Annotated in this window: 20 protein-coding genes; 19 read left to right on the forward strand and 1 reads right to left on the reverse strand. The window is 68.2% G+C overall.

The window, feature by feature from the left end; genetic code table 11:
• Positions 1 to 20 precede the first annotated feature (20 nt).
• Positions 21 to 1631: a threonine ammonia-lyase, biosynthetic gene (gene ilvA, locus BMW87_RS09660; protein WP_093048314.1), complete on the forward strand. Its 1611-nt coding sequence runs from the start codon at positions 21 to 23 to the stop codon at positions 1629 to 1631.
• A 50-nt stretch (positions 1632 to 1681) separates the two neighbouring features.
• Here the strand turns inward: ilvA and BMW87_RS09665 are convergent, their stop codons facing one another.
• Positions 1682 to 2314 (reverse strand): type II secretion system protein N, encoded by a 633-nt coding sequence (locus tag BMW87_RS09665; RefSeq protein WP_093075967.1) that lies wholly within the window; start codon positions 2312 to 2314, stop codon positions 1682 to 1684.
• Between the two features lie 50 nt (positions 2315 to 2364).
• Here BMW87_RS09665 and gspG point away from each other — a divergent pair, with 50 nt between their 5' ends.
• From gspG to BMW87_RS09745, 18 genes are all read left to right on the forward strand, one after another.
• Positions 2365 to 2805, forward strand: coding sequence for a type II secretion system major pseudopilin GspG (gene gspG, locus BMW87_RS09670; RefSeq protein WP_093048308.1), 441 nt, complete (start codon positions 2365 to 2367; stop codon positions 2803 to 2805).
• A complete protein-coding gene (locus BMW87_RS09675) occupies positions 2780 to 3292 on the forward strand; it encodes a prepilin-type N-terminal cleavage/methylation domain-containing protein (protein WP_093048305.1) in 513 nt (170 codons plus the stop codon). The genes gspG and BMW87_RS09675 overlap by 26 nt, the downstream gene beginning before the upstream one ends.
• Positions 3289 to 3672, forward strand: coding sequence for a type II secretion system minor pseudopilin GspI (gene gspI / locus BMW87_RS09680; RefSeq protein ID WP_093048303.1), 384 nt, complete (start codon positions 3289 to 3291; stop codon positions 3670 to 3672). Before BMW87_RS09675 ends, gspI begins: the two co-directional genes overlap by 4 nt.
• Entirely contained in the window at positions 3672 to 4358 is a 687-nt protein-coding gene (locus BMW87_RS09685; RefSeq protein ID WP_093048300.1) for a PulJ/GspJ family protein, read from the forward strand. The genes gspI and BMW87_RS09685 overlap by 1 nt, the downstream gene beginning before the upstream one ends.
• On the forward strand, positions 4355 to 5341 hold the full coding sequence (gspK, locus tag BMW87_RS09690) for a type II secretion system minor pseudopilin GspK (RefSeq protein ID WP_093048298.1): 987 nt from the start codon (positions 4355 to 4357) through the stop codon (positions 5339 to 5341). The genes BMW87_RS09685 and gspK overlap by 4 nt, the downstream gene beginning before the upstream one ends.
• 126 nt (positions 5342 to 5467) lie before the next feature.
• Positions 5468 to 6679, forward strand: a complete 1212-nt coding sequence (gspL, locus tag BMW87_RS09695) for a type II secretion system protein GspL (RefSeq protein WP_093048295.1) — start codon at positions 5468 to 5470, stop codon at positions 6677 to 6679.
• Entirely contained in the window at positions 6676 to 7224 is a 549-nt protein-coding gene (gene gspM, locus BMW87_RS09700; protein ID WP_093075969.1) for a type II secretion system protein GspM, read from the forward strand. The genes gspL and gspM overlap by 4 nt, the downstream gene beginning before the upstream one ends.
• 22 nt (positions 7225 to 7246) lie before the next feature.
• Positions 7247 to 8047, forward strand: a complete 801-nt coding sequence (gene gspN, locus BMW87_RS09705) for a type II secretion system protein N (protein WP_093048289.1) — start codon at positions 7247 to 7249, stop codon at positions 8045 to 8047.
• A 5-nt stretch (positions 8048 to 8052) separates the two neighbouring features.
• Positions 8053 to 10353, forward strand: coding sequence for a type II secretion system secretin GspD (gene gspD / locus BMW87_RS09710; RefSeq protein ID WP_093075970.1), 2301 nt, complete (start codon positions 8053 to 8055; stop codon positions 10351 to 10353).
• Between the two features lie 16 nt (positions 10354 to 10369).
• Positions 10370 to 11761, forward strand: a complete 1392-nt coding sequence (locus BMW87_RS09715; protein ID WP_093048284.1) for a GspE/PulE family protein — start codon at positions 10370 to 10372, stop codon at positions 11759 to 11761.
• 18 nt (positions 11762 to 11779) lie between these two features.
• Positions 11780 to 13018, forward strand: a complete 1239-nt coding sequence (gene gspF, locus BMW87_RS09720; RefSeq protein ID WP_093075972.1) for a type II secretion system inner membrane protein GspF — start codon at positions 11780 to 11782, stop codon at positions 13016 to 13018.
• Between the two features lie 25 nt (positions 13019 to 13043).
• Entirely contained in the window at positions 13044 to 13943 is a 900-nt protein-coding gene (locus BMW87_RS09725) for a 5'-nucleotidase (RefSeq protein WP_056509256.1), read from the forward strand.
• A gap of 202 nt (positions 13944 to 14145) precedes the next feature.
• Entirely contained in the window at positions 14146 to 14322 is a 177-nt protein-coding gene (locus BMW87_RS35065) for a hypothetical protein (RefSeq protein ID WP_177142251.1), read from the forward strand.
• 20 nt (positions 14323 to 14342) lie between these two features.
• Entirely contained in the window at positions 14343 to 16628 is a 2286-nt protein-coding gene (locus BMW87_RS09730; protein ID WP_093075973.1) for a phosphocholine-specific phospholipase C, read from the forward strand.
• 108 nt (positions 16629 to 16736) lie between these two features.
• Positions 16737 to 18980: a phosphocholine-specific phospholipase C gene (locus tag BMW87_RS09735; RefSeq protein WP_093075975.1), complete on the forward strand. Its 2244-nt coding sequence runs from the start codon at positions 16737 to 16739 to the stop codon at positions 18978 to 18980.
• A gap of 127 nt (positions 18981 to 19107) precedes the next feature.
• Positions 19108 to 19281 carry a hypothetical protein gene (locus BMW87_RS35070; protein WP_177192752.1) on the forward strand — a complete coding sequence of 58 codons (174 nt, stop codon included), beginning with the start codon at positions 19108 to 19110 and terminating at the stop codon, positions 19279 to 19281.
• 28 nt (positions 19282 to 19309) lie between these two features.
• Positions 19310 to 21568 (forward strand): phosphocholine-specific phospholipase C, encoded by a 2259-nt coding sequence (locus BMW87_RS09740; RefSeq protein ID WP_093075976.1) that lies wholly within the window; start codon positions 19310 to 19312, stop codon positions 21566 to 21568.
• 20 nt (positions 21569 to 21588) lie between these two features.
• A complete protein-coding gene (locus BMW87_RS09745; protein WP_093048272.1) occupies positions 21589 to 22983 on the forward strand; it encodes an 8-oxoguanine deaminase in 1395 nt (464 codons plus the stop codon).
• Positions 22984 to 22995: the final 12 nt, after the last annotated feature.

Below are 22995 nucleotides of genomic sequence, written 5' to 3' on the forward strand. Positions count from 1 at the left end.
TTATCATCAACAGTTAGCAAATGAAAACTCCCATGGAAAAAATCGTGCGCAATGCGCCTGTTAATCCGGCGCTCACGCCCGCCGACTATCTCAGAAAAATACTTAATGCTCGGGTCTATGACGTTGCCGTCGAATCCGCGCTCGAGAAGGCGCGCGCGCTCAGCGAACGGCTCGGCAACACCGTGCTGCTCAAGCGCGAAGACCAGCAACCGGTCTTCAGCTTCAAACTGCGCGGCGCCTATAACAAGATGGCGCATCTGAGTGCTGCTCAATTGGCAAGCGGCGTAATTTGCGCATCGGCTGGAAATCACGCGCAAGGCGTTGCATTGGGTGCGCGCAAGCTCGGTACGCGCGCGGTGATCGTGATGCCGGTGACCACGCCCAAACTGAAAATCGATGCGGTGCGTGGTTTTGGCGGCGAAATCGTGTTGCATGGCGACAGCTATTCGGATGCCTATCTGCACGCACTCGAATTGCAGGCGCAGCAAAACCTGACCTTCGTGCATCCCTTCGACGACCCCGATGTCATCGCAGGCCAGGGCACCATCGCAATGGAAATCCTGCGACAGCACCAGGGCCCGCTCGATGCAGTGTTCGTCGCAATCGGTGGCGGCGGGTTGATCTCCGGCGTGGCCAACTACATCAAGGCCGTGCGACCCGAGATCAAGGTGATCGGCGTGCAGATGAACGACTCCGACGCAATGATGCAATCGGTCGCGGCTCATCAGCGCGTGAACCTGCCCGACGTTGGCCTGTTCTCCGACGGCACGGCGGTCAAGCTGGTCGGCGAGGAAACCTTCCGCATCGCCAGCGAGCTGGTCGACGAATACATCGCCGTCGACACCGACGCCGTGTGCGCCGCCATCAAGGACATCTTCGTGGACACGCGCAGCATCGTCGAGCCGGCCGGTGCGCTGGCGGTCGCGGCCATCAAGGAATACGTTGCCCAGCACGGTCGCCACGGCGAGACCTATGCAGCCATTCTGTGCGGCGCCAACATGAATTTCGACCGGCTGCGTTTCGTCGCCGAACGCGCCGAAGTCGGTGAAGAGCGCGAGGCGTTGTTCGCCGTCACCATGCCCGAAGAGCGCGGCAGCTTCCGCCGCTTCTGCGAGCTGATCGGCGAGATGCCCGCGAGCGACGCCGAAGCCACGGGCGGCGGCGCACCTCGCAACGTGACCGAGTTCAACTACCGCATAAGCGATGCAGCCAAGGCGCATGTGTTCGTCGGTCTCACGACCTCGGCGCGCGGCGAGTCGGCCTTCATCGCGCGGACCTTCGACGAGCACGGATTCAACACGCTCGACCTCACCCATGACGAGCTTGCGAAGGAGCATCTGCGGCACCTCGTGGGCGGACGCACTGGCCTCGCGCATGACGAGCGCCTGCTGCGCTTCGTGTTTCCCGAGCGTCCCGGCGCGCTGCTCAAGTTCCTGAGCCTGATGCAGCCGAACTGGAACATCAGCCTGTTCCATTACCGCAACCAGGGCGCCGACTACGGCCGCATCCTCGTGGGCCTGCAGGTGCCTGCCGGCGAAGGTGCCGAGTTCGACGCCTTCCTCGAAACGCTGGGCTATCCCTACGTCGAGGAAACGGCCAACCCGGCGTACCGGCTCTTTCTGCAGGCCTGAAAAAGCAGAAGCCGGCTCAAGGCCGGCTTCGATCGTTCAACTGTCCACTGCTACTGCGCGGGCGCCTGTTGCGGCGGCGGTGCCATAGCAGCAGGTTGCGACAGCGGGCCACCCGGTTGCTGCTGTTGCTGCGGCAACTGCGGCGGAGCCACCACGGCCGGCATCGTCGCAGGCAGCGGCCCTGGCGGCGCGGACATCGGCACCGCCGGCAACCCGGGGCTGGAAACGCTGATCGGCGCACGCACCGGCAATTGCAGCGTGAACGCCGCCGGGCCGTCGGCCTGCGTGCCGATGGTCGCCGAGCGCAGGCCCACCGACTGCAGCACATAGTTGTCGCCGACCGACGAACCGACACGGAACGGCCGCGGCGGCTTGCCGTCGATGGAGATCAACGCGGCCCCCTGCTTCGAAGGGTCGGCCACCACACCCGACAGCGCAAAGCGGCTGGCCGCCTCGGGCGCCACCTGGGCCGTGCGTGACGCGGGCAGCACGCCCAGCAGCCGCGCCACCGCATCCGAATCGGCCGTCACCGAAGGCCGCGGCATCGTCGCGGCTGCCGCCACGGCGTCGGCCGGTGAAGCCAGGCGCAGCGCCCAGAACACCGCGGCACCGGCCGCCAGCGCCCAAAGCCCCGTCGTTGCAAGTGGGGCATGCCAGCGAGCGGCTGAGTAGGGACTTGTCATGGCTGCGGATTATCATGCAGCGCGCTTTCCGAATCATGTCCGCCCAAGCTATGAACAAATTCCTCCGTGCCGCCACCCGCACCGCCCAACGCGGCTTCACGCTGATCGAACTGATGGTCGTGCTGGTCATCATCGGCGTGCTGGCGGCGCTCATCGTGCCGAACGTGATCGAGCGCGCCGACGACGCCCGCGTGACGGCCGCCCGCACCGACATCAACAACCTGATGCAGGCGCTCAAGCTCTACCGCCTGGACAACCAGCGCTACCCCACCGCCGAGCAGGGTCTGCAGGCGCTGCTCACGCGCCCGACCACCGGTCCGGCCGCACCCAACTGGAAGGCCTACGTCGAGAAGCTGCCCAACGACCCCTGGGGCCATCCGTACCAGTACATGAACCCGGGCATCAAGGGCGAGATCGACGTGCTCTCGTTCGGCGCCGACGGCCAAAGCGGCGGCGAGGGCAAGAATGCCGACATCGGCAGCTGGCAATAGCGGCTCGGGCGCGCTGCGCCGCAACCGGTATCCACGCCCCCACATCCACCCGGCCCGCGGCTTCACGCTGCTGGAGCTGATCGTGGTGATCGCCATCATCGCGATCGCCACCGCCGCCGTCAGCTTCGCGATACGCGACACCAACGCCGCCAAGCTCGACCGCGAAGCCGACCGGCTCGCCGCCCTGCTCGAATCGGCCCGTGCCCAGTCGCGCGCCAGCGGCATCGTGGTGCGGTGGCGGCCCGTCGAAGGCAGCTTCGTGTTCGACGGCCTCCCGCCTGGCGCATTGCCCGCCAACTGGGCCGCCGAGGGCATCACAGCTCAGGCCTCTCTCGCCAACGGCACGCTGGTTCCCGCGCTGCAGCTCGGGCCCGATCCGATCATCGCGGCGCAGCAGGTCATGCTCTATTCCGCCGGCCCGCCCGCGCGCGCGTTGCGCATCGCGACCGACGGGGTGCGCCCCTTCACCGTATCGGCCGTGCAATGAGCGCGCGACGCCCTGCCCCGTCCTCTCGCATCGCCGGCTTCACGCTGATCGAAGTGCTGATCGCGCTCGGCATCGTCGCGCTGGCGCTGGCCGCGGGTTCGCAGGCCACGATGTCGCTCACGCGCAATGCGCAGCGCCAGTCCGATCTCGTGCTGGCCGACCTGTGCGCCGAGAACGAACTCGCCAAGGCCCGCCTGTCGCGGCAAATGCCGGCAATCGGCGACTCGGGCTCCATCTGCCTGCAGGCCGGCGTCTCGTTCAACGTGACCACTTCGACCACGTCCACGCTGAACCCGAATTTCCGGCGCGTCGACGTGCAGGTGCGCGACGAAGCCGACGCGCCGATCCTGCGCATCTCCACCATCGTGGGGAGGTACTGATGCTCGTCTCCAGGTCCCGCGGCTTCACGCTGATCGAACTGCTCGTCGCCATCGCGGTGATGGCCCTGCTCTCGCTCATCAGCTGGCGCGGGCTGGACAGCATGTCCCGCGCCACCACGCAGAACCAGCAGCGCGCCGACGCCGTCCTCACGCTGCAGGCCACGCTCGCGCAGTGGAGCGCCGACCTCGACGCCGTGACCACGCTCGCGCAGACCCGCCCGATCGACTGGGACGGCCGCGTGCTGCGGCTCACGCGCCGTGGCAGTGACGACGCGGCGCCTTCGGTGCAGGTTGTGGCCTGGATGCTGAAGTCCGGCTCCGACGGCGTGCGCTGGCGGCGCTGGCAATCGCAGCCCTTCACCACGCGCGGCGAATGGCAGCAGGCCTGGAACTTCGCAGCCGCCTGGGCACAGGACGGCGGCGCGAGCGCGGCCGGAGGCGGCTACAGCGACGTGCCGCTGGTGCCAGCCAGCAACTGGCAGCTCTATTTCTTCCGCGACAACACCTGGGTGCCGGCCAGCCAGTTGCCCACCGTCGTGCCCAACCCCAACAACCCCGCGGGCCCCGTCGTCGCCATGCCCGACGGCGTGCGCCTCGTCATCACGCTGCCGCCCGGAGACGGCCTCTCGGGCACGCTCACGCGCGACTGGGTCAAGCCGACCGTCGGATCGGCGAAATCATCATGACGGCAACAAAGAAGCGCCAGTCCGGCGCCGCCCTGCTCGCCGCGATGCTGACCGTGATGCTCGTGGCCACCTTCGCCGCCGCGGCGCTGTGGCAGCAATGGCGCGCGGCCGAGGTCGAAGGCGCCGAGCGCGCGCGCGTGCAGGCTGCCTGGGTGCTGGTCGGCGCGCTCGACTGGTCGCGCCTGATCCTCAGCGAAGACGGCCGCACCGGCGGCCCCGACAACCTGGCAGAGCCCTGGGCCGTGCCGCTCGAGGAAGCGCGGCTCACGAGCTTCCTGGCCGCCGACAAGAACGTGTCTAGCGACAGTCTCGAAGGACTGCCCGATGCCTTCCTCTCGGGCCGCATCGTCGATGCGCAGTCCAAGCTCAACGTGCTGTCGCTGGTCGACAACGGCAAGCCGGTGCCCGCCAGCGTCGCCACCTTCACCCGGCTGTTCAACCTGCTGGGCCTGCCGGCGTCGGAGCTCAGCCGGATGACCACGGGCCTGGTGGCCGCCCTTGCCACGGGCACCGCGACCGACGGCAGCGACGGCGGCGATCCCAGCGCCGCGCCGCTGATGCCGCAGCAGGTCTCGCAACTGGTGTGGCTGGGCCTGTCGCCGTCGACCGCCGCCGCGCTCGAACCGTACGTGACGATCCTGCCGGTGAAGACCACGCTCAACCTCAACACCGCGAGCGCCGAAGCCATCAGCGCCAGCATGGAGTCGCTCAATATCGCCAGCGCGCGCCAACTTGTGGAGCGCCGCACGCGCGCCTTCTTCAAGGACATTGCCGCCGCCAACGCCGCGCTGCCCAGCGGCAGCGCGCCCTTCAATGCAGCGCAGCACGGCGTGGGCACGCAGTACTTCGAGGTCTACGGCAGGCTGCGGCTGGAGCGCACCTACGTCGAGGAGCGCTCGCTTCTACAGCGCAACGGTGTCACGGTAACGACGATCTGGCGCACCCGCGGCGCCGGCGCAACAGACACTACGGTCAAACCCTGATTTCGATGCCCTATTTGTAGACAAAAAGCCTTCGAACGCGCATGGCGTCTGCGCAACACGCTATCGAAACAAGAGCGTCAGCCTGTCAGACGCGCACCTACAATCACCGGCTTTTCCAAGATCCACATGACTCCCCTGCTGCTCATTGCCCCCCTCCCTCCGGCCGATGCCGCGGGCGAGTACGACTGGGCCCAGGCAGGCGACGACGGCATTGCATTGCGCAACCAGGGCCGTGCGTTGCTGGCGCTCCTGCCCTCGAGCGCCGAGGTCATGCTCGGCATTCCTTCCGTCGCGCTCTCGTGGCACCGCGTCACGCTGCCCAAGGGCAGCATGGGCAGCGCGTCGAAGCTGCGCGCGGTGCTCGACGGCCTGCTCGAAGAACACCTGCTCGACGAACCCGAAGCCCTGCACTTCGCGCTCGAACCCGACGCCAAGGCCGGCGCGCCCGTGTGGGTCGCGGCCTGCAATCGCATCTGGCTGCGCAGCGTCGTGCAAGGGCTCGAAGCGGCCGGCCGTCGCGTGGTGCGCATCGTCCCTGAATTCGCGCCGCAGCCGGTCGACGGCCCGCCGCTGCTGCTGGTCACGGGCGAGCCCGAGGCGCCGCAGCTCACGGTGTGCGACGCCGACGGCGTGGTCTCGCTGCCGCTGGCCGGCGCGGGGCTGGCCCTGTCGGGCGGCCTGCCGCTGGACACCGCCGTCATCACCACCGAACCCGCCGTGGCCGAAGCGGCCGAGCAGCTGCTCGAGCGCCGCGTGCCCATCGTGCAATCGCCGCAGCGCTGGCTGCAGGCCGCGCGCACGCCCTGGGAGCTCGCGCAGTTCGACCTCGCCGCAACCGGCCGCGCACGCGCCGGCAAGAAATTCGCATCAGTCCTGCAAACGCTGCGCTATGCGCCCGAGTGGCGCGCCGCGCGCTGGGGCGTGGTCGTGCTGCTGCTGACCCAGCTGATCGGACTCAACGCCTGGGCCTGGAAGGAACGCAGTGCGCTCGAATCGAAACGGCAGGCCGCCAAGGCCATGCTGACCCAGACCTTCCCCTCGGTGAAGATCGTGGTCGACGCGCCGGTGCAGATGCAGCGCGAAGTTGCTGCATTGCAGCAGGCCGTGGGCGACGTGGCGGGCAGCGACTTCGAACCCATGGTCGGCGCACTCGCCGCCAACCTGCCGCCCGGCAAGGTGCCGAGCGCGGTCGACTACGGCGCCGGGCAGCTGCGCCTGCGCGGCCTCGGGCTGCAGCCGTCGGAGGTCTCGCAGATCACCGGCGCGCTGGCGCCGCGTGGCTACAACGTGCGTACAGAAGGCGACCTCCTGCTGGTGCAGGCCGAGGCCAACCGATGAATTTCAGCGAACAGCTCAAGGCCCACTGGGCCACCCTGGAGGTGCGCGAGCGCCGCATGGTCTACGCCGCCGCCGCGCTCGTGGCACTGGCCTTGCTTTGGTGGATTGCGCTCGCCCCCGCGCTGCGCACGCTGGCCGCGGCACCGGCCGAACATGCGCAACTCGATGCGCAGTTGCAGCAGATGGCCACCTTGCAGAACCGCGCGAAGGCACTGCAATCGCAGCCGCGCCTGAACCGCGACGACGCGCTGCGCGCGCTCGAGACCTCGGTGCGCGACAGCTTCGGCGCCGGCAACGCGCAGCTCGTGACGACCGGCGGCGATGGTGCTGCCGCCGTCTCGCTGCGGTCCGCGCCCGCTGCCACCGTCGCCCAATGGCTCGGCCAGGCCCGCGGCAACGCGCATGCCGTGCCGCGCGAAGTCCATCTGACCCGCGCGCCGACCGCAGCGCCGGCCACACCGTCGCCCGGCGCAAAGGACGCGCCGAAGACGCCGCAGGTCCGCTGGGACGGCACCGTCGTCATGGCGCTGCCCGCGGCGCGATGAGCGCGATGAGCAACAGGCCCGCATGCTGACCCGCCCTCCGATCTCCGAACCCCGGCCGCACCGCGGCTGGCGCTGGGCCCTGCTCGGCATCACGGTCGGCGCGCTGCTGGCGGTGGTGCTGTTCGCGCCGGCGCGCTGGCTCGCGGCGGCGCTGTCGAACTGGAGCCATGGCCGCCTCGTGCTGGCCAACCCGCGCGGCACCGTCTGGAACGGTACGGCCGCCGTGGTCTTCGCCAGCGGCGCCGGCGGCGCGCAGGCGGTGTCGCTGCCCGGCCTGCTGCACTGGCGCATGCGCCCGGGCTGGAGCGGCATCGCCGCCAGCCTCGACCTGCCCTGCTGCGCCGCGCAGCCGCTCGAACTCAAGGCCAGCCCGCGCGCCGGCGGCATGCAGCTCGCATGGCAGGACAGCCGCTCGCGCTGGCCCGCCACCCTGCTCACCGGCCTGGGCGCGCCCTGGAACACGCTCAAGCTCGAAGGCGCGCTCGACCTGTCCACCAAGGCCTTCTCCATGCAGTGGGACGGCCCCGCGCTGCGCGTTGCAGGCCAGGCCACGCTCGACGCCACCGATGTTTCCTCCAGCCTGTCGACCCTGCGGCCGATGGGCAGCTACCGGCTCTCACTCGAAGGCGGCACCCGCCCCACGCTGCTGCTCAGCACGCGCGAGGGCAGCCTCGAACTGAACGGCAGCGGCAGCTGGAACGGCACTTCCTTCCGCTTCAACGGCGAAGCCAGTGCCGCCCCCGGCCGCGAAGACGCGCTTTCCAATTTGTTGAACATCATCGGACGGCGCGAGAACGCACGTTCGATCATCACCCTGGGTTGATCCTCATGATGAAGCCACTGTTTTCGACCGGCACCGTCGCACTCGCCGTACGCGTGCTGATCGCCGCCACGTTCCTGCAGGGTGCCCCCGCTGCGTTCGCGCAGGCCGGCGATGCGCCGCGCCGCGGCGAGCCGATCACGCTGAACTTCTCCAACGCCGACATCGAGGCCGTGGCCCGCACCATGGCGGTGGTCACGGGCCGCGATGTGGTGGTCGACCCGCGCGTCAAGGGCACGATGAACCTCGTCACCGACCGCGCCATCCAGCCAGCCGCCGCCTTCAACCAGTTCGCCTCGGCGCTGCGCCTGCAGGGCTTCGCGGTGGTGGAAGCCGACGGCCTCTACAAGGTGGTGCCCGAGGCCGACGCCAAGCTGCAGAGCAGCACCGTCAACACCTCCATCAGCGCCACGGCGTCCAGCGGCAGCAACCAGATCGTCACGCAGATCTTCCGGCTCAACTACGAGTCGCCGAACAACCTGCTGCCGGTGCTGCGCCCGCTGATTCCGCCGAACAACACCATCAACGTGAACCCGGGCAACAACTCGCTCGTGATCACCGACTACGCCGACAACATGCGCCGGCTGGCGCGCATCATCGCGTCGCTCGACGTGCCGAATGCGTCCGACATCGAGGTCATCCAGCTCAGGCACTCGGTTGCCACCGACATGGTGCCGCTGGTGCAGCGCCTGGTCGACGGCGGCGGCTCCGGCGCCCCGGGCGGCGCCGCACCCGGTGCGACCGATGCGTCGTTCCGCACCACGCTCATGGCCGACCCGCGCAGCAACTCGCTGATCTTGCGCGCGGCCAACCCGGCACGCGTGGCGCTGGTGCGCACGCTGGTCGAGAAGCTCGACCGCCCGCCGACGGAAAGCAGCAATGGCCTGGCCGGCAACATCTACGTGGTCTACCTGAAGAACGCCGACGCGGTGCGCCTCGCGGCCACGCTGCGCGCCGCGATGGCGGCGAACCAGCAGAACACCACGCCAGGCGCTGCCGGTGCTGCGGGTGGCGGCGCGGCGCCCCAGCAGAGCGCGCCGCAGGCCATGCAGGTGAACCTGAACAGCGGCGGCAACCAGAGCGGTGGCTCGGCCGCCGCCAACGCGCCGCTCAACAACGCCAACCAGCCCTCGACCGGCGGCCAGATCCAGGCCGACCCGACGACCAACTCGCTGATCATCACCGCGCCCGAGCCGCAGTACCGCCAGATGCGCGCCGTGATCGACAAGCTCGACGGCCGGCGCGCGCAGGTCATGATCGAGGCGCTGATCGTCGAGGTCAACGCCACCAAGGCGGCCAAGTTCGGCGTGCAGTGGCAAAGCGCGCTGGGCAACAACGCCGTCATCGGCACCAACTCCACCCTCAACGGCGGCAACATCCTGGCGCTGACCCAGGCGCTGGCCACCAAGGATGCCTCCGGCCTTGCAACGTCGATCCAGCCCGGCCTGAACCTCGGCATTGCCGGCAAGATCGGTGGCCAGTACATCCTGGGCGCGGTGGCGAATTTCTTCAGCAACGACAACGACGCCAACGTGCTCTCGACGCCCAACCTGCTGACGCTGGACAACGAAGAAGCCAAGATCGTCATCGGCCAGAACGTGCCGTTCCCGACCGGCTCCTACGCCAGCACCTCGGGCTCGGTGGGCGTGAACCCGTTCACCACCGTCGAGCGCAAGGACGTCGGCCTCACCCTGCGCGTGCGTCCGACCATCAACGAGAACGGTACCGTGAAGATGACGATCTTCCAGGAGATCTCGAACGTCGCGCCCGGCACCACCACCGACCCCAACGGCCCGACCACCAACAAGCGCTCGCTCGAATCCAGCGTGCTGGTGGAAGACGGCGGGCTCGTCATGCTCGGCGGCCTGCTGTCGGACACCTACGGCACCAACACTGAAAAGGTGCCGTTCGCCGGCGACATCCCGGTGGTCGGCAACCTGTTCAAGAGCGAGAACCGCTCGCGCGTCAAGAACAACCTGATGATGTTCCTGCGCCCGGTGGTGATGCGCGACGCCACGGCGACCGAAGCCTTCGCATTCGATCGCTACGACCAGATCCGTGGCCTGCAGCAGGCGACCCAGCCCAACACCGACAACGTGATGCTGCGCAACGTGAATGCCGCGCCCGTGCTACCGGAGTCGCCGCCGTTGGGCACCAGCAGCAACAGCCGGGGCGGCCTGCGCGAGCAAGGCACCCAACTGATCCCGCCGCCCGCGCTGCCCGCCGACAACCGCAAGCTGGCGCCAAGCGCCCTGCGCGGCGCCCTGCCGCCGACCGCCGACCCCGTGAGCACGCGCGAACTGCCTTGATACTGCCTTGATGTCCATGCGCTACCCCCTGCCCTACGCCTTCGCACGCAGCCAGCAGCTTTTGCTCGAGGAGACCGACGACGGCCGCTACACGCTGTGGATGTCGAGCCACCCGGCACGCAGCGCGGTCGGCGAGGTGTCGCGCAAGTACGGCGTGCAGGCCTTCGAGGTGCTGGCCGACGGCGCGCTGGCGCAGCGCATCAGCGCGGCCTATGCGCAGGGCGAGTCGAGCGCCGCCGCGGTGGTGAGCGAGGTGCAGAACGACGCCGACCTCTCGCGCATGATGCAGGAGCTGCCCGCGGTCGAAGACTTGCTGGCAAGCGCTGGCGACGCGCCCATCATCCGCATGCTGAACGCGCTGCTCACGCAGGCCGCGCGCGACGGTGCGAGCGACATCCACATCGAGCCCTACGAGCGCACCTCGTCCGTGCGTTTTCGCATCGACGGCACGCTGCGCGAGGTGGTGCAGCCCAATCGCGCGCTGCACGCCGCGCTGATCTCGCGCCTGAAGATCATGGCCGACCTCGACATCTCCGAAAAGCGGCTGCCGCAGGACGGACGCATCTCCTTGCGCATCGGCACGCGCGCGGTCGACGTGCGGGTGTCGACGCTGCCGAGTGCGCATGGCGAACGCGCAGTGCTGCGTCTCCTGGACAAGAGCGAATCGAAGCTCACGCTCGAATCGGTGGGCATGCAGGGCGACACGCTGGAGCGCTTCGAGAAGCTCATCTCGCAGCCGCACGGCATCATTCTCGTGACCGGCCCCACGGGCTCGGGCAAGACCACCACGCTGTACGCCGCGCTGGCCCGGCTCGATGCGAGCCGCAGCAACATCATGACGGTGGAAGACCCCATCGAGTACGAGCTGCCGGGCGTGGGCCAGACGCAGATCAACGCCAAGATCGAACTCACCTTCGCCAAGGCCCTGCGCGCGATCCTGCGGCAGGACCCTGACGTCATCATGATCGGTGAAATCCGCGACTTCGAGACCGCGCAGATCGCCATCCAGGCCTCGCTGACCGGTCACCTGGTGCTGGCCACGCTGCACACCAACGACTCGGTCAGCGCCGTCACGCGCCTGACCGACATGGGCGTGGAGCCTTTTCTTCTGAGCTCGTCTCTGCTCGGCGTGCTCGCGCAGCGCCTCGTGCGCAAGGTGTGCACGGTGTGCGCCGGCGCGGGCTGCGAAGTGTGCGGCCAGACCGGCTATCAGGGCCGCACCGGCATCTTCGAGCTGCTGGTGGCGGACGAAACCGTGCAGGGCCTGATCCACAGCAAGGCGGCCGAGAGCGAACTGCTCAAGGCCGGCGCGCGCGGCGGCCTGCGCCTGATGCGCGAAGACGGCGAACGGCTGGTGCAGGCTGGCGTCACTTCGCGCGCCGAGTTGCTGCGCGTCACGCGAGACTAAGCCGCCCCGGCGCTCCCCATGCCCGCCTATTCCTTCGAAGCCATCGACGCCAGCGGCCAGAGCCGCGAAGGCGTGCTCGAGGCCGACACCGCACGCAGCGCGCGCAGCCTGCTGCGGGCGCAGGCGCTCATTCCGCTGTCGGTCAAGCCGGTCGGAAGCGACCACGTCAACGGCACCGGCCAGCGCAGCACCCTCAGCCGCTGGCTCGGCGGCGGCAAGCGCGTCTTCAATTCCACCGGCCTCGCGGTGTGGACGCGGCAGCTCGCGGGCCTCGTCTCGTCGGGCCTGCCGCTGGAACGCGCGCTCACGGCACTCACCGACGAAGCCGAGTCAGAGCAGCAGCGCAACCTTGTCGCGTCGCTGCGCGCCGAAGTCAACGCGGGCTCGCCGTTCGCGCGTGCGCTGTCGGCACATCCGCGCGAGTTCTCGCCCATCTACACGGCCGTGATCGGCGCCGGCGAACAGAGCGGCAACCTCGGCCTCGTGCTCGACCGCCTTGCCGACGACCTCGAAGAACGCCAGGCGCTGCAGCAGAAGCTGATCGGCGCGGCGCTGTACCCGGCCATCGTCACGCTGGTGGCGATCGTGATCGTGATCTTCCTCGTGAGCTACGTGGTGCCGCAGGTGGCGCAGGTTTTTGCGGGCACCAAGCGCTCGCTGCCCTTTCTCACCACCGTGATGCTGTCGCTGAGCGCGGGCGTGCGCAACTATGGCTGGTGGATGCTGTGCGCCGTCGTGCTCGCGGCCATCGGCGCGCGGGTGGCGCTGGCACAAGAGGCCTTCCGCCTGAAGTTCGACGCGGTCTGGCTCAAGCTGCCGCTGGTCGGCAAGCTCGCGCGCGGCTACAACGCGGCGCGCTTCGCGAGCACGCTCGCCATGCTGGCCACGGCCGGCGTGCCGATCCTGCGTGCGCTGCAGGCGGCTTCCGAGACGCTGAGCAACCGCGCGATGCGCGCCGACGCGCTCGACGCGCTGGTGCTGGTGCGCGAAGGCGCGCCGCTGGCCTCAGCGCTGGCGCAGAAGAAGCGCTTTCCGGGCCTGGTGTCGATGTTCGCGCGCCTCGGCGAGCAGACCGGCACCCTGCCGCTGATGTTGCAACGCGCGGCCAATCAGCTCAGCGCCGAAGTGCAGCGCCGCGCAATGCACCTGGCGACCATCCTCGAGCCGCTGCTGATCGTGGCCATGGGCGGGGTGGTGATGCTGATTGTTCTGGCGGTGATGCTGCCTATCATCCAGCTGAACCAGTTCGTCAAGTAACAACGGCCAGCCAGCAAGGCGCACCATGCCCGTAACGCTCGAAGACAAGCTCGTGGTCGCGATCTCCTCGCGTGCCCTGTTCAACCTCGAAGAAGAAAACAAGATCTTCGAGGCCGGGGACAACGAGGGCTACATGAAGCTGCAGCTCGATCGCATCGACGTGCCGGCCGCGCCGGGCATTGCGTATTCGCTGATCCGCAAGCTGCTGCGCTTCAACGAAGACGGCGTGCAGCGCGTCGAGGTCGTGATTCTTTCGCGCAACGACCCGGTCTCGGGCATGCGCATCTTCAAGTCGAGCGCGGCCGCCGACATCAAACTGCAGCGCGGCGTGTTCACACAGGGCCGACCGCCCTTCGGCTACCTGCGCCCACTGCGCGCGCACCTGTTTCTCTCGGTCAACGCGCAGGACGTGCGCGAGGCGCTCATCGCGGGCTTTCCGGCTGCGCGCGTGCTGGTCGAATCGGTAAAGGCCAGCGACGCCTGGCCGAACGAAGTGCGCATTGCCTTCGACGGCGATGCGGTGCTGTTCTCGGACGAGGCCGAGCGCGTGTTCCAGGCCGAGGGACTCGACGCCTTCCAGGCCCACGAACTCAGCAAGGCCGACCTGCCCTTGCCCGAAGGGCCGTTCAAGCCGCTGCTGATGGCGCTGCACCGGCTGCAGATGGCCGGCAATGCGCAGATGCGCATTCGCACCGCGCTCGTCACCGCGCGCAGCGCACCGGCGCACGAGCGCGCCATCCGCACGCTCATGAAGTGGAACATCCGCGTCGACGAGGCCATGTTCCTCGGCGGCCTGCCCAAGGGCGAGTTCCTGCGCGAGTTCGAGCCCGACTTCTTCTTCGACGACCAGACCGGTCATGTCGATGCGGCCTCGCGCCACGTGCCCGCCGGGCATGTATCGAGCGGTATCAGCAACGAGCCCTGAGCGCTGCGCTTGAACGCGGCGCCAGGCCGCGCCACGCCGTCATTTCGCCGATCCTGACGCTGCCTTGGGCAGTGCGTTGTCACGCGCCTGACTTCTCTGCGTCATCCCAAGTTAACCAGTCGGTAACGGGTTATCCCTAGTCTCGTGGCCCAGGTGCGCCCCCTCACGCACCTTCCAGAACCACATAACAAAGGACCGATCCATGCGACTTCTTTTTCTCCGCACGCGGCTTGCGCCCGTGCTGTTCCTGGCCTGCGTGCTCTCTGCGTGCGGTGGTGGCAGCGGTGGCGGCGGCTTCTTCGGCGGCACGCCGACGACGCCGACCACACCCACCCCGCCCGACAACACTCCGAAGCCCGAGATGCGCTGCGCGCCCTGAGCGCCGCCAGGAACTACTCAATGACCTCCCGCCGCAAATTCCTCACGGGCACAGCCACGACTGGCGCCGCCGCCCTCGCGCTCTCGGCCTTTCCGCCGAGCATCCGCCGCGCGCTCGCCATTCCGGCCAACAACAAGACCGGCACCATCCAGGACGTCGAGCACGTCGTGATCCTGATGCAGGAGAACCGTTCGTTCGACCACTACTTCGGCATGCTCATGGGCGTGCGCGGCTTCGGCGACCGCTTCGCTATTCCGCTGATCGGCGGGCGCCGCGTGTGGGAACAGAGCGACGCCGACGGCAAGGTGGTGCTGCCGTATCACCTCGACCAGACCCTGGGCAACGCGCAACGCGTCAGCGGCACGCCGCACAGCTGGCTCGACGCGCAGAACGCCTGGGACGGCGGGCGCCTCAACCAATGGCCGAAGTACAAGGCCACCGGCACGGCGCCCTTCACGCAATCGATGGGCTATCTGCAAGAGGCTGAACTGCAGTTCCAGTACGCACTGGCCAACGCCTTCACCGTGTGCGACAGCTACCACTGCGGCATGCACACCGGCACCAACTCCAACCGCCTGTTCCACTGGAGCGGCACCAACGGCCCCTCGGGCCAGACCAGTGCCGGCGTGGCGGGCGTCGCCTCGGTGGACAACACCTGGGAGAACCTGCGGTTTCCATGGGACCCCACCGACAACCCCGGCGTCGATTCGACCACCTTCGGCTGCAACTGGAAGACCTACCCGGAGCGCCTGCAGGACGCCAAGGTCAGCTGGATCGTCTACCAGAACCTGCCCGACAACTTCACCGACAACCCGCTGGCCGGCTTCCAGCAATACCGGGTGGCCAACAAGGCTTCAGGCAAGAACAACGAGCGCTACGACGGCGACGCCAGCCCGCCGGTGGGCACGACGCTGCCGGCCTACGACCCCGCCAGCGACGACGCGGGCAACCCGCTCTACAAGGGCATCGCCAACACCATGCCCGACGGCGGCCTGCTCGGCGCGTTCAAGCAGGACGTGGCCAGCGGCAAGCTCGCGCAGGTGTCGTGGATCGTCGCTCCCGCCGATTACTCCGAGCACCCCGGACCTTCGAGCCCCGTGCAGGGCGCCTGGTACATCCAGCAGGTGCTTGATGCGCTCACCGCATCGCCCGACGTGTGGAGCAAGACGGTGTTCATCGTCAACTTCGACGAGAACGATGGCTACTTCGACCACGTGCCGTCGCCTTCCGCGCCGTCGATCAACCCCGACAAGAGCGCGGCGGGCAAGACCACGCTCGGCGACTCCGATGTCGCGTTCGAGCGCTACAACCACCCGCTGGTACCCGGCACGCCCAGCGGCGTGCCCCAGCCGGACGGCCGCGTCTACGGCCCCGGCCCGCGCGTGCCGATGTACGTCATCTCGCCATGGAGCCGCGGCGGCTGGGTCAACTCGCAGGTGTTCGACCACACCTCGGTGCTGCGTTTTCTTGAAGCGCGATTCGGCGTGAAGGAAACGAACATCTCGCCGTTCCGCCGCGCGATTGCCGGCGACCTGACCAGCGCCTTCAACTTCGCAACGCCCAACAGCGAAGTGCTGCCCACGCTCGCGGGACGCAAGACCCAGGCCGAAGCAGATCAGTTGCGCCTCGACCAAGAAGCACTGGCGCAGGTGCCGCTGCCCTCCACGCCCGCGCTGCCGCGCCAGCCCACCGGCACCCGCCCCTCGCGCGCCCTGCCGTACGAACTGCACACCAGCGCCAAGGCCGACGTGGTCAACGGCAAGCTGCAGCTGCTGTTCTCCAACACCGGCAAGGCCGCGGCCGTGTTCCATGTGTACGACAAGCTGCATCTCGATCGCCTGCCGCGCCGCTACATGGTCGAGGCCGGCAAGATGCTCGACGACACCTGGGCCGCGATGACCGATGACGGCGGCGCCTACGACCTGTGGGTGCTCGGGCCCAACGGCTTCCATCGCCACTTCAAGGGCAACCTCAACGCACTGCGCACCAGCAATGCGACGCCCGAGGTGCGCGTGTGCTACGACATCGCCAACGGCAATGTCTACCTGAGCATGCGCAACGACGGCAAGACGGCGTGCCGGTTCACCATCAACGCCAAGGCCTATCGCAACGATGGGCCATGGACCGCGACGGTGAACGGCGGCGCCAGCGTCGACCAGCACTGGGAGCTTGCGAGCAGCGGCCAGTGGTACGACTTCGCAGTCACGTGCGATGCAGATCCGGCCTACTACCGCCGCTTCGCAGGCCGTGTCGAAACGGGCAAGCACACGGTGAGCGACCCGGCCATGGGCATGGCCGACCTCTGAGCGCCGATACATTCCGATGAGAGGATGAGCGCAAGCACCTCGTGCCTGCGCTCATCATCACGGCCTGTACCCCTGACCCCGTCCATGAAGAACCACAACAACACACCCATGACATCACGCCGCAAATTTCTCACCAGCACCGCCACCACGGGCGCCGCCGCCCTCGCGCTCAGCGCGTTCCCACCCAGCATTCGCCGCGCGCTGGCCATACCGGCCAACAACGCCACTGGCACCATCAAGGACGTCGAGCACATCGTCATCCTGATGCAGGAGAACCGCGCCTTCGACCACTACTTCGGCACGCTCATGGGCGTGCGCGGCTTCGGCGACCGCTTCACCATTCCGCTTCCTGCTGACCGCAAGGTCTGGCAGCAGCTCGACGACGCCGGCAACGTGGTGCTGCCCTATTACCTCGACAGCACGAAGGGCAGCGCCCAGCGCGTGTCGAGCACGCCGCACACCTGGGTCGATGCGCACAACGCCTGGGATGGCGGGCGCATGTACCAGTGGCCGCGCTACAAGAAGGCCGGCAAGACACCCTACCTGCAGTCGATGGGCTACCTGAAGGAAGCCGAATTGCCGTTCCAGTTCGCGCTGGCCAATGCCTTCACGATCTGCGACGACTACCACTGCGCGATGCACACCGGCACGCACGCCAACCGCTCCTTCCACTGGACCGGCACCAACGGCCCCACCGGCGCCAACGTGGCCTACGTGAACAACGTCAATGCCTGGAGCTCGACCGGCCCGTCGACCGAAGGCTACGAATGGAAGACCTACGCCGAGCGGTTGCAGGAGGCCAACGTCAGCTGGATGGTCTACCAGAACATTCCCAACAACTACGGCTGCAACCCGCTGCTGGGCTTCAAGCCCTACCGCAAGGCGAACGAAGCTTCGGGCAAGCCGGTGAGCACCTCGCTGCCGCAAGGCGCGTCGCCGGCCTACGCGCCCGGCGACGACGTGGGCAACCCGCTCTACAAGGGCACGGCCAACACGCTGCCGGTGGCCGATCAGGCCGCCTTCGACGCGGGTGCGATCATGGATGCGTTCCGCGCCGACGTGAAGAACGGCCGGCTGCCGCAGGTGTCGTGGGTGATTCCGCCCGACGTGTACTCCGAGCACCCCGGGCCTTCGAGCCCGGTGCAGGGCGCCTGGTACGTCCAGCAGGTGCTGGACGCGCTCACCGCAGTGCCCGAGGTGTGGAGCAAGACGGTGCTCTTCGTGAACTTCGACGAGAACGACGGCTACTTCGACCACGTGCCCTCGCCCTCCGCGCCTTCGCCCAACCCCGATGCATCGACGCTCGCGGGCAAGAGCACGCTGCCTGCGCAGGACATGAGCTACGAGTACTTCACGCACCCCGCGCCGCCCGGCATTCCCACCGCCCAGCCCACGCCCGACGGCAACGTGTACGGCCCCGGCATGCGCGTGCCGATGTACGTGATCTCGCCGTGGAGCCGTGGCGGCTGGGTCAACTCGCAGGTGTTCGACCACACCTCGGTGCTGCGCTTCGTCGAGGCGCGCTTCGGCGTGAAGGAGGACAACATCAGCCCGTTCCGCCGCGCGGTGTGCGGCGACCTCACGAGCGCCTTCAACTTCGCGACGCCCAACACCGAGGTGCTGCCGGTGCTGGCGGGCAGCCGCACCAAGGCCGAGGCCGACAAGGTCCGCGCCGACCAGGACGTGCTGCCGCAGGTGGTGCCGCCGGCCAACGCGCAATTGCCGCAGCAGGCCACGGGTACGCGGCCCTCGCGCGCCTTGCCCTACGAGCTGCACACAAGCGCCAAGGCCGACGCGACCGGCGGCAAGCTGCAGCTGCTGTTCGCCAACACCGGCAAGGCCGCGGCAGTCTTCCACGTGTACGACAAGAAGCATCTCGATCGCCTGCCGCGCCGCTACATGGTCGAGGCGGGCAAGACGCTCGACGACACCTGGACGCCCGCCGCCGGAGACAACGGCCTCTATGACCTGTGGGTGCTCGGTCCCAACGGCTTCCATCGACAGTTCAAGGGCAATGTGAATGCGTCGGGCACGAGCAACGCTGCGCCCGAAGTACGCGTGTGCTACGACATCACCAACGGCAATGTCTACCTGAACATGCGTAACGACGGCAAGGCGACGTGCAAGTTCACCGTCACCGCCAAGGCCTACCGCACAGACGGCCCGTGGACTGCGAGCGTGAACGGCGGCGCCAACGTAGACCAGCACTGGGAGCTTGCGAACAGCGGCCAGTGGTACGACTTCGCCGTTACCTGCGACGCCGACCCGGCCTACTACCGCCGCTTTGCCGGCCGCGTGGAAACCGGCAAGCACACGGTAAGCGACCCCGCGATGGGCATGGCCGACCTCTGAGCCTCGCCATGCATCGATGACGAGGCGTGGAGCGCGCAATGCGCGCTTACACCTCGGCATCGAAGGGTTCATCTCGATGTCACCCGGGCTTCCTAGCCTCGGCGCACAACATCGAGAGGATCTCCCCATGCGATTCATCACTTCGCGCACGCATCTCGCGTGCGCGCTGCTCTTCATTGCCTGCACGTTCTCCGCATGCGGCGGCAGCGACGGTGGCGGCTTCGCCGGCCTGCCCACACCGGACACCACGACAACCCCACCGGATACGGGCGTCAAGCCCGAAAAGCGCTGCGCTCCCTGATCGCCCGAAGAACCACAACAAGCTGCCCATGAATTCACGCCGCAAATTCCTCACCGGCACGGCCACCACCGGCCTTGCCGCCCTCTCGCTCAGCGCCTTCCCACCCAGCATCCGCCGCGCACTCGCCATTCCGGCCAACAACAAGACCGGCACCATCCAGGACGTCGAGCACATCGTCGTGCTGATGCAGGAAAACCGCTCCTTCGACCACTACTTCGGCACGCTGCCGGGCGTGCGCGGCTTCGGTGACCGCTTCACCGTTCCACTGCCGGGCGGGCGCAACGTGTGGCAGCAGAGCGATGCCGGTGGCAAGCTCGTGCTGCCCTACCACCTCGACCAGACCAAGGGCAACGCGCAGCGCGTGAGCGGCACGCCGCACGAGTGGCTCGACAGCCAGGAAGCATGGGACGGCGGCCGCCTCTCCCAATGGCCGCGCTACAAGACCAGCGCAGCCATGGGCTACTTCAAGGAAGCGGAAGTGCCGTTCCAGTTCTCGCTGGCCAACGCCTTCACGCTCTGCGACAGCTACCACTGCGCCATGCACACCGGAACGGACGCCAACCGCTCCTTCCACCTGACGGGCACCAACGGCTCGACCGCGCAGAACGTTGCCTTCGTCAACAACGAGTGGGACTGGCTCGACGGACGCGCTTCCGCCGTGAACACCGGCTACACGTGGAAGACCTATGCCGAGCGGCTCGAAGACGCAGGCGTGAGCTGGATCTGCTACCAGAACATGCCCGACGAATGGGGCGACAACATGCTCGGCGCCTTCCGCCAGTTCAGGCGCGCCAACCGGGCATCCCCTTTCCCGGTCTCCAGCGGCGGCGCTCCCAACGCGCCCTATTCCAACAGCGGCCAGGCAACGCCCTATCACGCCTACGACCCCGCCAGCGACAACCCGGGCAACCCGCTCTACAAGGGCATCGCCAACACCTTGCCGGGCAGCAAGCCGGAGGAGTACCTGGATGCGTTCCGCAGCGACATCAAGGCCGGCCGCCTGCCGCAGGTGAGCTGGATCAACGCCCCGTCCATCTATTGCGAACACCCGGGCCCATCAAGCCCGGTGCAAGGCGCCTGGTTCCTGCAGGAAATACTGGACGCGCTGACAGCCGTGCCGGAGGTCTGGAGCAAGACCGTGGTGCTGGTCAACTTCGACGAGAACGACGGCTACTTCGACCATGTGCCGTCGCCGTCCGCGCCATCGCTGATCAACCCCATCGACTCCAGGAGCGCCGCCGCGGGCAAGACGACGCTCACCGATGCCGACCTTGTGCACGAGTACTTCACGCAGCAGCCACCGGAAGGCAGCCGTTCGCAGCCTGCACCCGACGGCCGCGTGTTCGGCCCCGGCCCGCGCGTGCCGCTGTACGTTCTCTCGCCATGGAGCCGCGGCGGCTGGGTCAACTCGCAGGTGTTCGACCACACCTCGGTGCTGCGCTTCATCGAGGCGCGCTTCGGCGTGAAGGAGCCGAACATCTCGCCCTACCGCCGCGCCGTGTGCGGCGACCTCACGAGCGCCTTCAACTTCGCGACGCCCAACAGCGAGGCCCTGCCCACGCTCACCGGCCGCAAGAACAGGACCGAGGCCGACAAGCTGCGCCTCGACCAGGAAGCGCTGACACAGGTGCCGCTGCCGCTCGATCCGCAGTTGCCGAAGCAGCCCACCGGCACGCGCCCCTCGCGCGCCCTGCCGTACGAACTGCACACCAGCGCCAAGGCCGACGTGGTCAACGGCAAACTGCAGTTGCTGCTCCTCAACACCGGCAAGGCGGCTGCCGTGTTCCACGTCTACGACAAGCGCCACCTCGACCGCCTGCCGCGCCGCTACATGGTCGAAGCGGGCAAGAAGCTCGACGACACCTGGGCCGCAATGGCCGACGACGCCGGCCTCTACGACCTGTGGGTGCTCGGTCCCAACGGCTTTCACCGTCACTTCAAGGGCAACCTCAACACGCTGCGCGCAGGCGATGCGGCGCAGCCCGAGGTGCGCGTGTGCTACGACATCGCCAACGGCAACGTCTACCTGAATATGCGCAACGACGGCAAGGCCGCGTGCAAGCTCACCATCGTCGCCAAGGCCTACCGTACAGACGGGCCGTGGACCGCGACGGTGAACGGCGGTGCCAACGTCGACCAGCACTGGGATCTCGCAGCCAGCGGCCAGTGGTACGACTTCGCCGTCACCTGCGATGCCGACCCGGCCTACTACCGCCGCTTCGCCGGCCGCGTCGAAACCGGCAAGCACACGGTGAGCGATCCGGCCATGGGCTTGCCCGACCTCTGAGCCCCGGCAAGAATGCCGGCATGCTGATGATTCTTCGACATGCCGACGTTCTGCTCACCATGGACGCCGCCCGGCGCGAGATCGCCGACGGCGCCGTGGTGTGCGACGGGCCCGCGGTGGCCTGGGCAGGCCCCACGGCCGACCTTCCCATCGCGTATCACGACGCTCTGCGCAACGGCCAGGCCGAGGCCATCGACATGCACGGCCATGTGGTGATGCCGGGCCTGGTCAACACGCACCACCACATGTACCAGAGCCTCACGCGCGCCGTGCCCGAGGCGCAAGACGCCGAGCTGTTCGGCTGGCTCACCAACCTGTACCTGCTGTGGGCGCGCCTCACGCCCGAGATGATCCGCGTGTCGACGCAGACCGCGATGGCCGAGCTGATGCTCTCCGGCTGCACCACCACCAGCGACCATCTCTACCTGTTTCCCAACGGCTCGAAACTCGACGATTCGATCGAGGCGGCGGACGCGATGGGCATGCGCTTCCACGCGGCACGCGGGAGCATGAGCGTGGGCCGCAGCGCAGGCGGCCTGCCGCCCGACGAGGTGGTGGAGACGGAAGAAGCCATCCTGCGCGACAGCGAACGGCTCATCGGCCGCTGGCACGACGCGTCGCGCCATTCGATGCGCCGCATCGTGCTCGCGCCGTGTTCGCCGTTCTCGGTGTCGCGCGACCTGATGCGGCTTTCGGCCGAGCTGGCGCGTGAGCGCGGCGTGTCGCTGCACACGCATCTGGCCGAGAACGACAACGACGTGGCCTATTCGCGCGAGAAGTTCGGCATGACGCCGGCCGAGTACGCCGAAGACCTGGGCTGGGTCGGCCGCGACGTGTGGCACGCGCACTGCGTGAAGCTCGACGAGGCCGGCATCGCGCTGTTCGGCCGCACCGGCACCGGCGTGGCGCACTGCCCCTGCTCCAACATGCGGCTGGCCTCGGGCATCGCGCCCATCGGCGCAATGCGCCGCGCGGGCGTGCCCGTGGGGCTGGGCGTGGATGGCAGCGCGTCGAACGACGGCGCGCACATGCTGGGCGAGGCACGGCAGGCCATGCTGCTGCAGCGCGTGGGCTACGGCCCGGCGGCGATGACGGCACGCGAGGCGCTGGAAATCGCCACGCTGGGCGGCGCGCGCGTGCTGGGGCGCGACGACATCGGCGCCATCGCGCCAGGCATGTCGGCGGACATCGTCGCCTTCGACATGCGCGGCGTGGCGCATGCGGGCGCGGGGCATGACCCAGTGGCGGCGCTGGTGTTCTGCACCCCAGGGACGGTGTCGCTGAGCGTGATCAACGGGGCGGTCCGCATCCGCGACGGCGGCTTTACCGGGCTGGAGCTGGCTCCGCTGCTGGCAAGGCATCGCGACCTTGCACGCACGCTCTACGACGGCGCGCGGCACCCGCACACGGCCTGAGCTCCCCGGCAG

This window comes from Variovorax sp. OV084 (genome assembly GCF_900111625.1).
GTDB lineage: Bacteria > Pseudomonadota > Gammaproteobacteria > Burkholderiales > Burkholderiaceae_C > Variovorax.

Coding starts and splice junctions, on each gene's coding strand:
- ilvA (WP_093048314.1), top strand. CDS start 21: ATGAAAACTCCCATGGAAAAAATCGTGCGCAATGCGCCTGTTAATCCG.
- gspL (WP_093048295.1), top strand. CDS start 5,468: ATGACTCCCCTGCTGCTCATTGCCCCCCTCCCTCCGGCCGATGCCGCG.
- gspG (WP_093048308.1), top strand. CDS start 2,365: ATGAACAAATTCCTCCGTGCCGCCACCCGCACCGCCCAACGCGGCTTC.
- gspI (WP_093048303.1), top strand. CDS start 3,289: ATGAGCGCGCGACGCCCTGCCCCGTCCTCTCGCATCGCCGGCTTCACG.
- BMW87_RS35070 (WP_177192752.1), top strand. CDS start 19,108: ATGCGATTCATCACTTCGCGCACGCATCTCGCGTGCGCGCTGCTCTTC.
- BMW87_RS09735 (WP_093075975.1), top strand. CDS start 16,737: ATGACATCACGCCGCAAATTTCTCACCAGCACCGCCACCACGGGCGCC.
- BMW87_RS35065 (WP_177142251.1), top strand. CDS start 14,146: ATGCGACTTCTTTTTCTCCGCACGCGGCTTGCGCCCGTGCTGTTCCTG.
- BMW87_RS09715 (WP_093048284.1), top strand. CDS start 10,370: ATGCGCTACCCCCTGCCCTACGCCTTCGCACGCAGCCAGCAGCTTTTG.
- BMW87_RS09725 (WP_056509256.1), top strand. CDS start 13,044: ATGCCCGTAACGCTCGAAGACAAGCTCGTGGTCGCGATCTCCTCGCGT.
- BMW87_RS09675 (WP_093048305.1), top strand. CDS start 2,780: ATGCCGACATCGGCAGCTGGCAATAGCGGCTCGGGCGCGCTGCGCCGC.
- gspM (WP_093075969.1), top strand. CDS start 6,676: ATGAATTTCAGCGAACAGCTCAAGGCCCACTGGGCCACCCTGGAGGTG.
- gspK (WP_093048298.1), top strand. CDS start 4,355: ATGACGGCAACAAAGAAGCGCCAGTCCGGCGCCGCCCTGCTCGCCGCG.
- BMW87_RS09740 (WP_093075976.1), top strand. CDS start 19,310: ATGAATTCACGCCGCAAATTCCTCACCGGCACGGCCACCACCGGCCTT.
- gspD (WP_093075970.1), top strand. CDS start 8,053: ATGATGAAGCCACTGTTTTCGACCGGCACCGTCGCACTCGCCGTACGC.
- BMW87_RS09665 (WP_093075967.1), bottom strand. CDS start 2,314: ATGACAAGTCCCTACTCAGCCGCTCGCTGGCATGCCCCACTTGCAACG.
- gspN (WP_093048289.1), top strand. CDS start 7,247: ATGCTGACCCGCCCTCCGATCTCCGAACCCCGGCCGCACCGCGGCTGG.
- BMW87_RS09745 (WP_093048272.1), top strand. CDS start 21,589: ATGCTGATGATTCTTCGACATGCCGACGTTCTGCTCACCATGGACGCC.
- BMW87_RS09685 (WP_093048300.1), top strand. CDS start 3,672: ATGCTCGTCTCCAGGTCCCGCGGCTTCACGCTGATCGAACTGCTCGTC.
- BMW87_RS09730 (WP_093075973.1), top strand. CDS start 14,343: ATGACCTCCCGCCGCAAATTCCTCACGGGCACAGCCACGACTGGCGCC.
- gspF (WP_093075972.1), top strand. CDS start 11,780: ATGCCCGCCTATTCCTTCGAAGCCATCGACGCCAGCGGCCAGAGCCGC.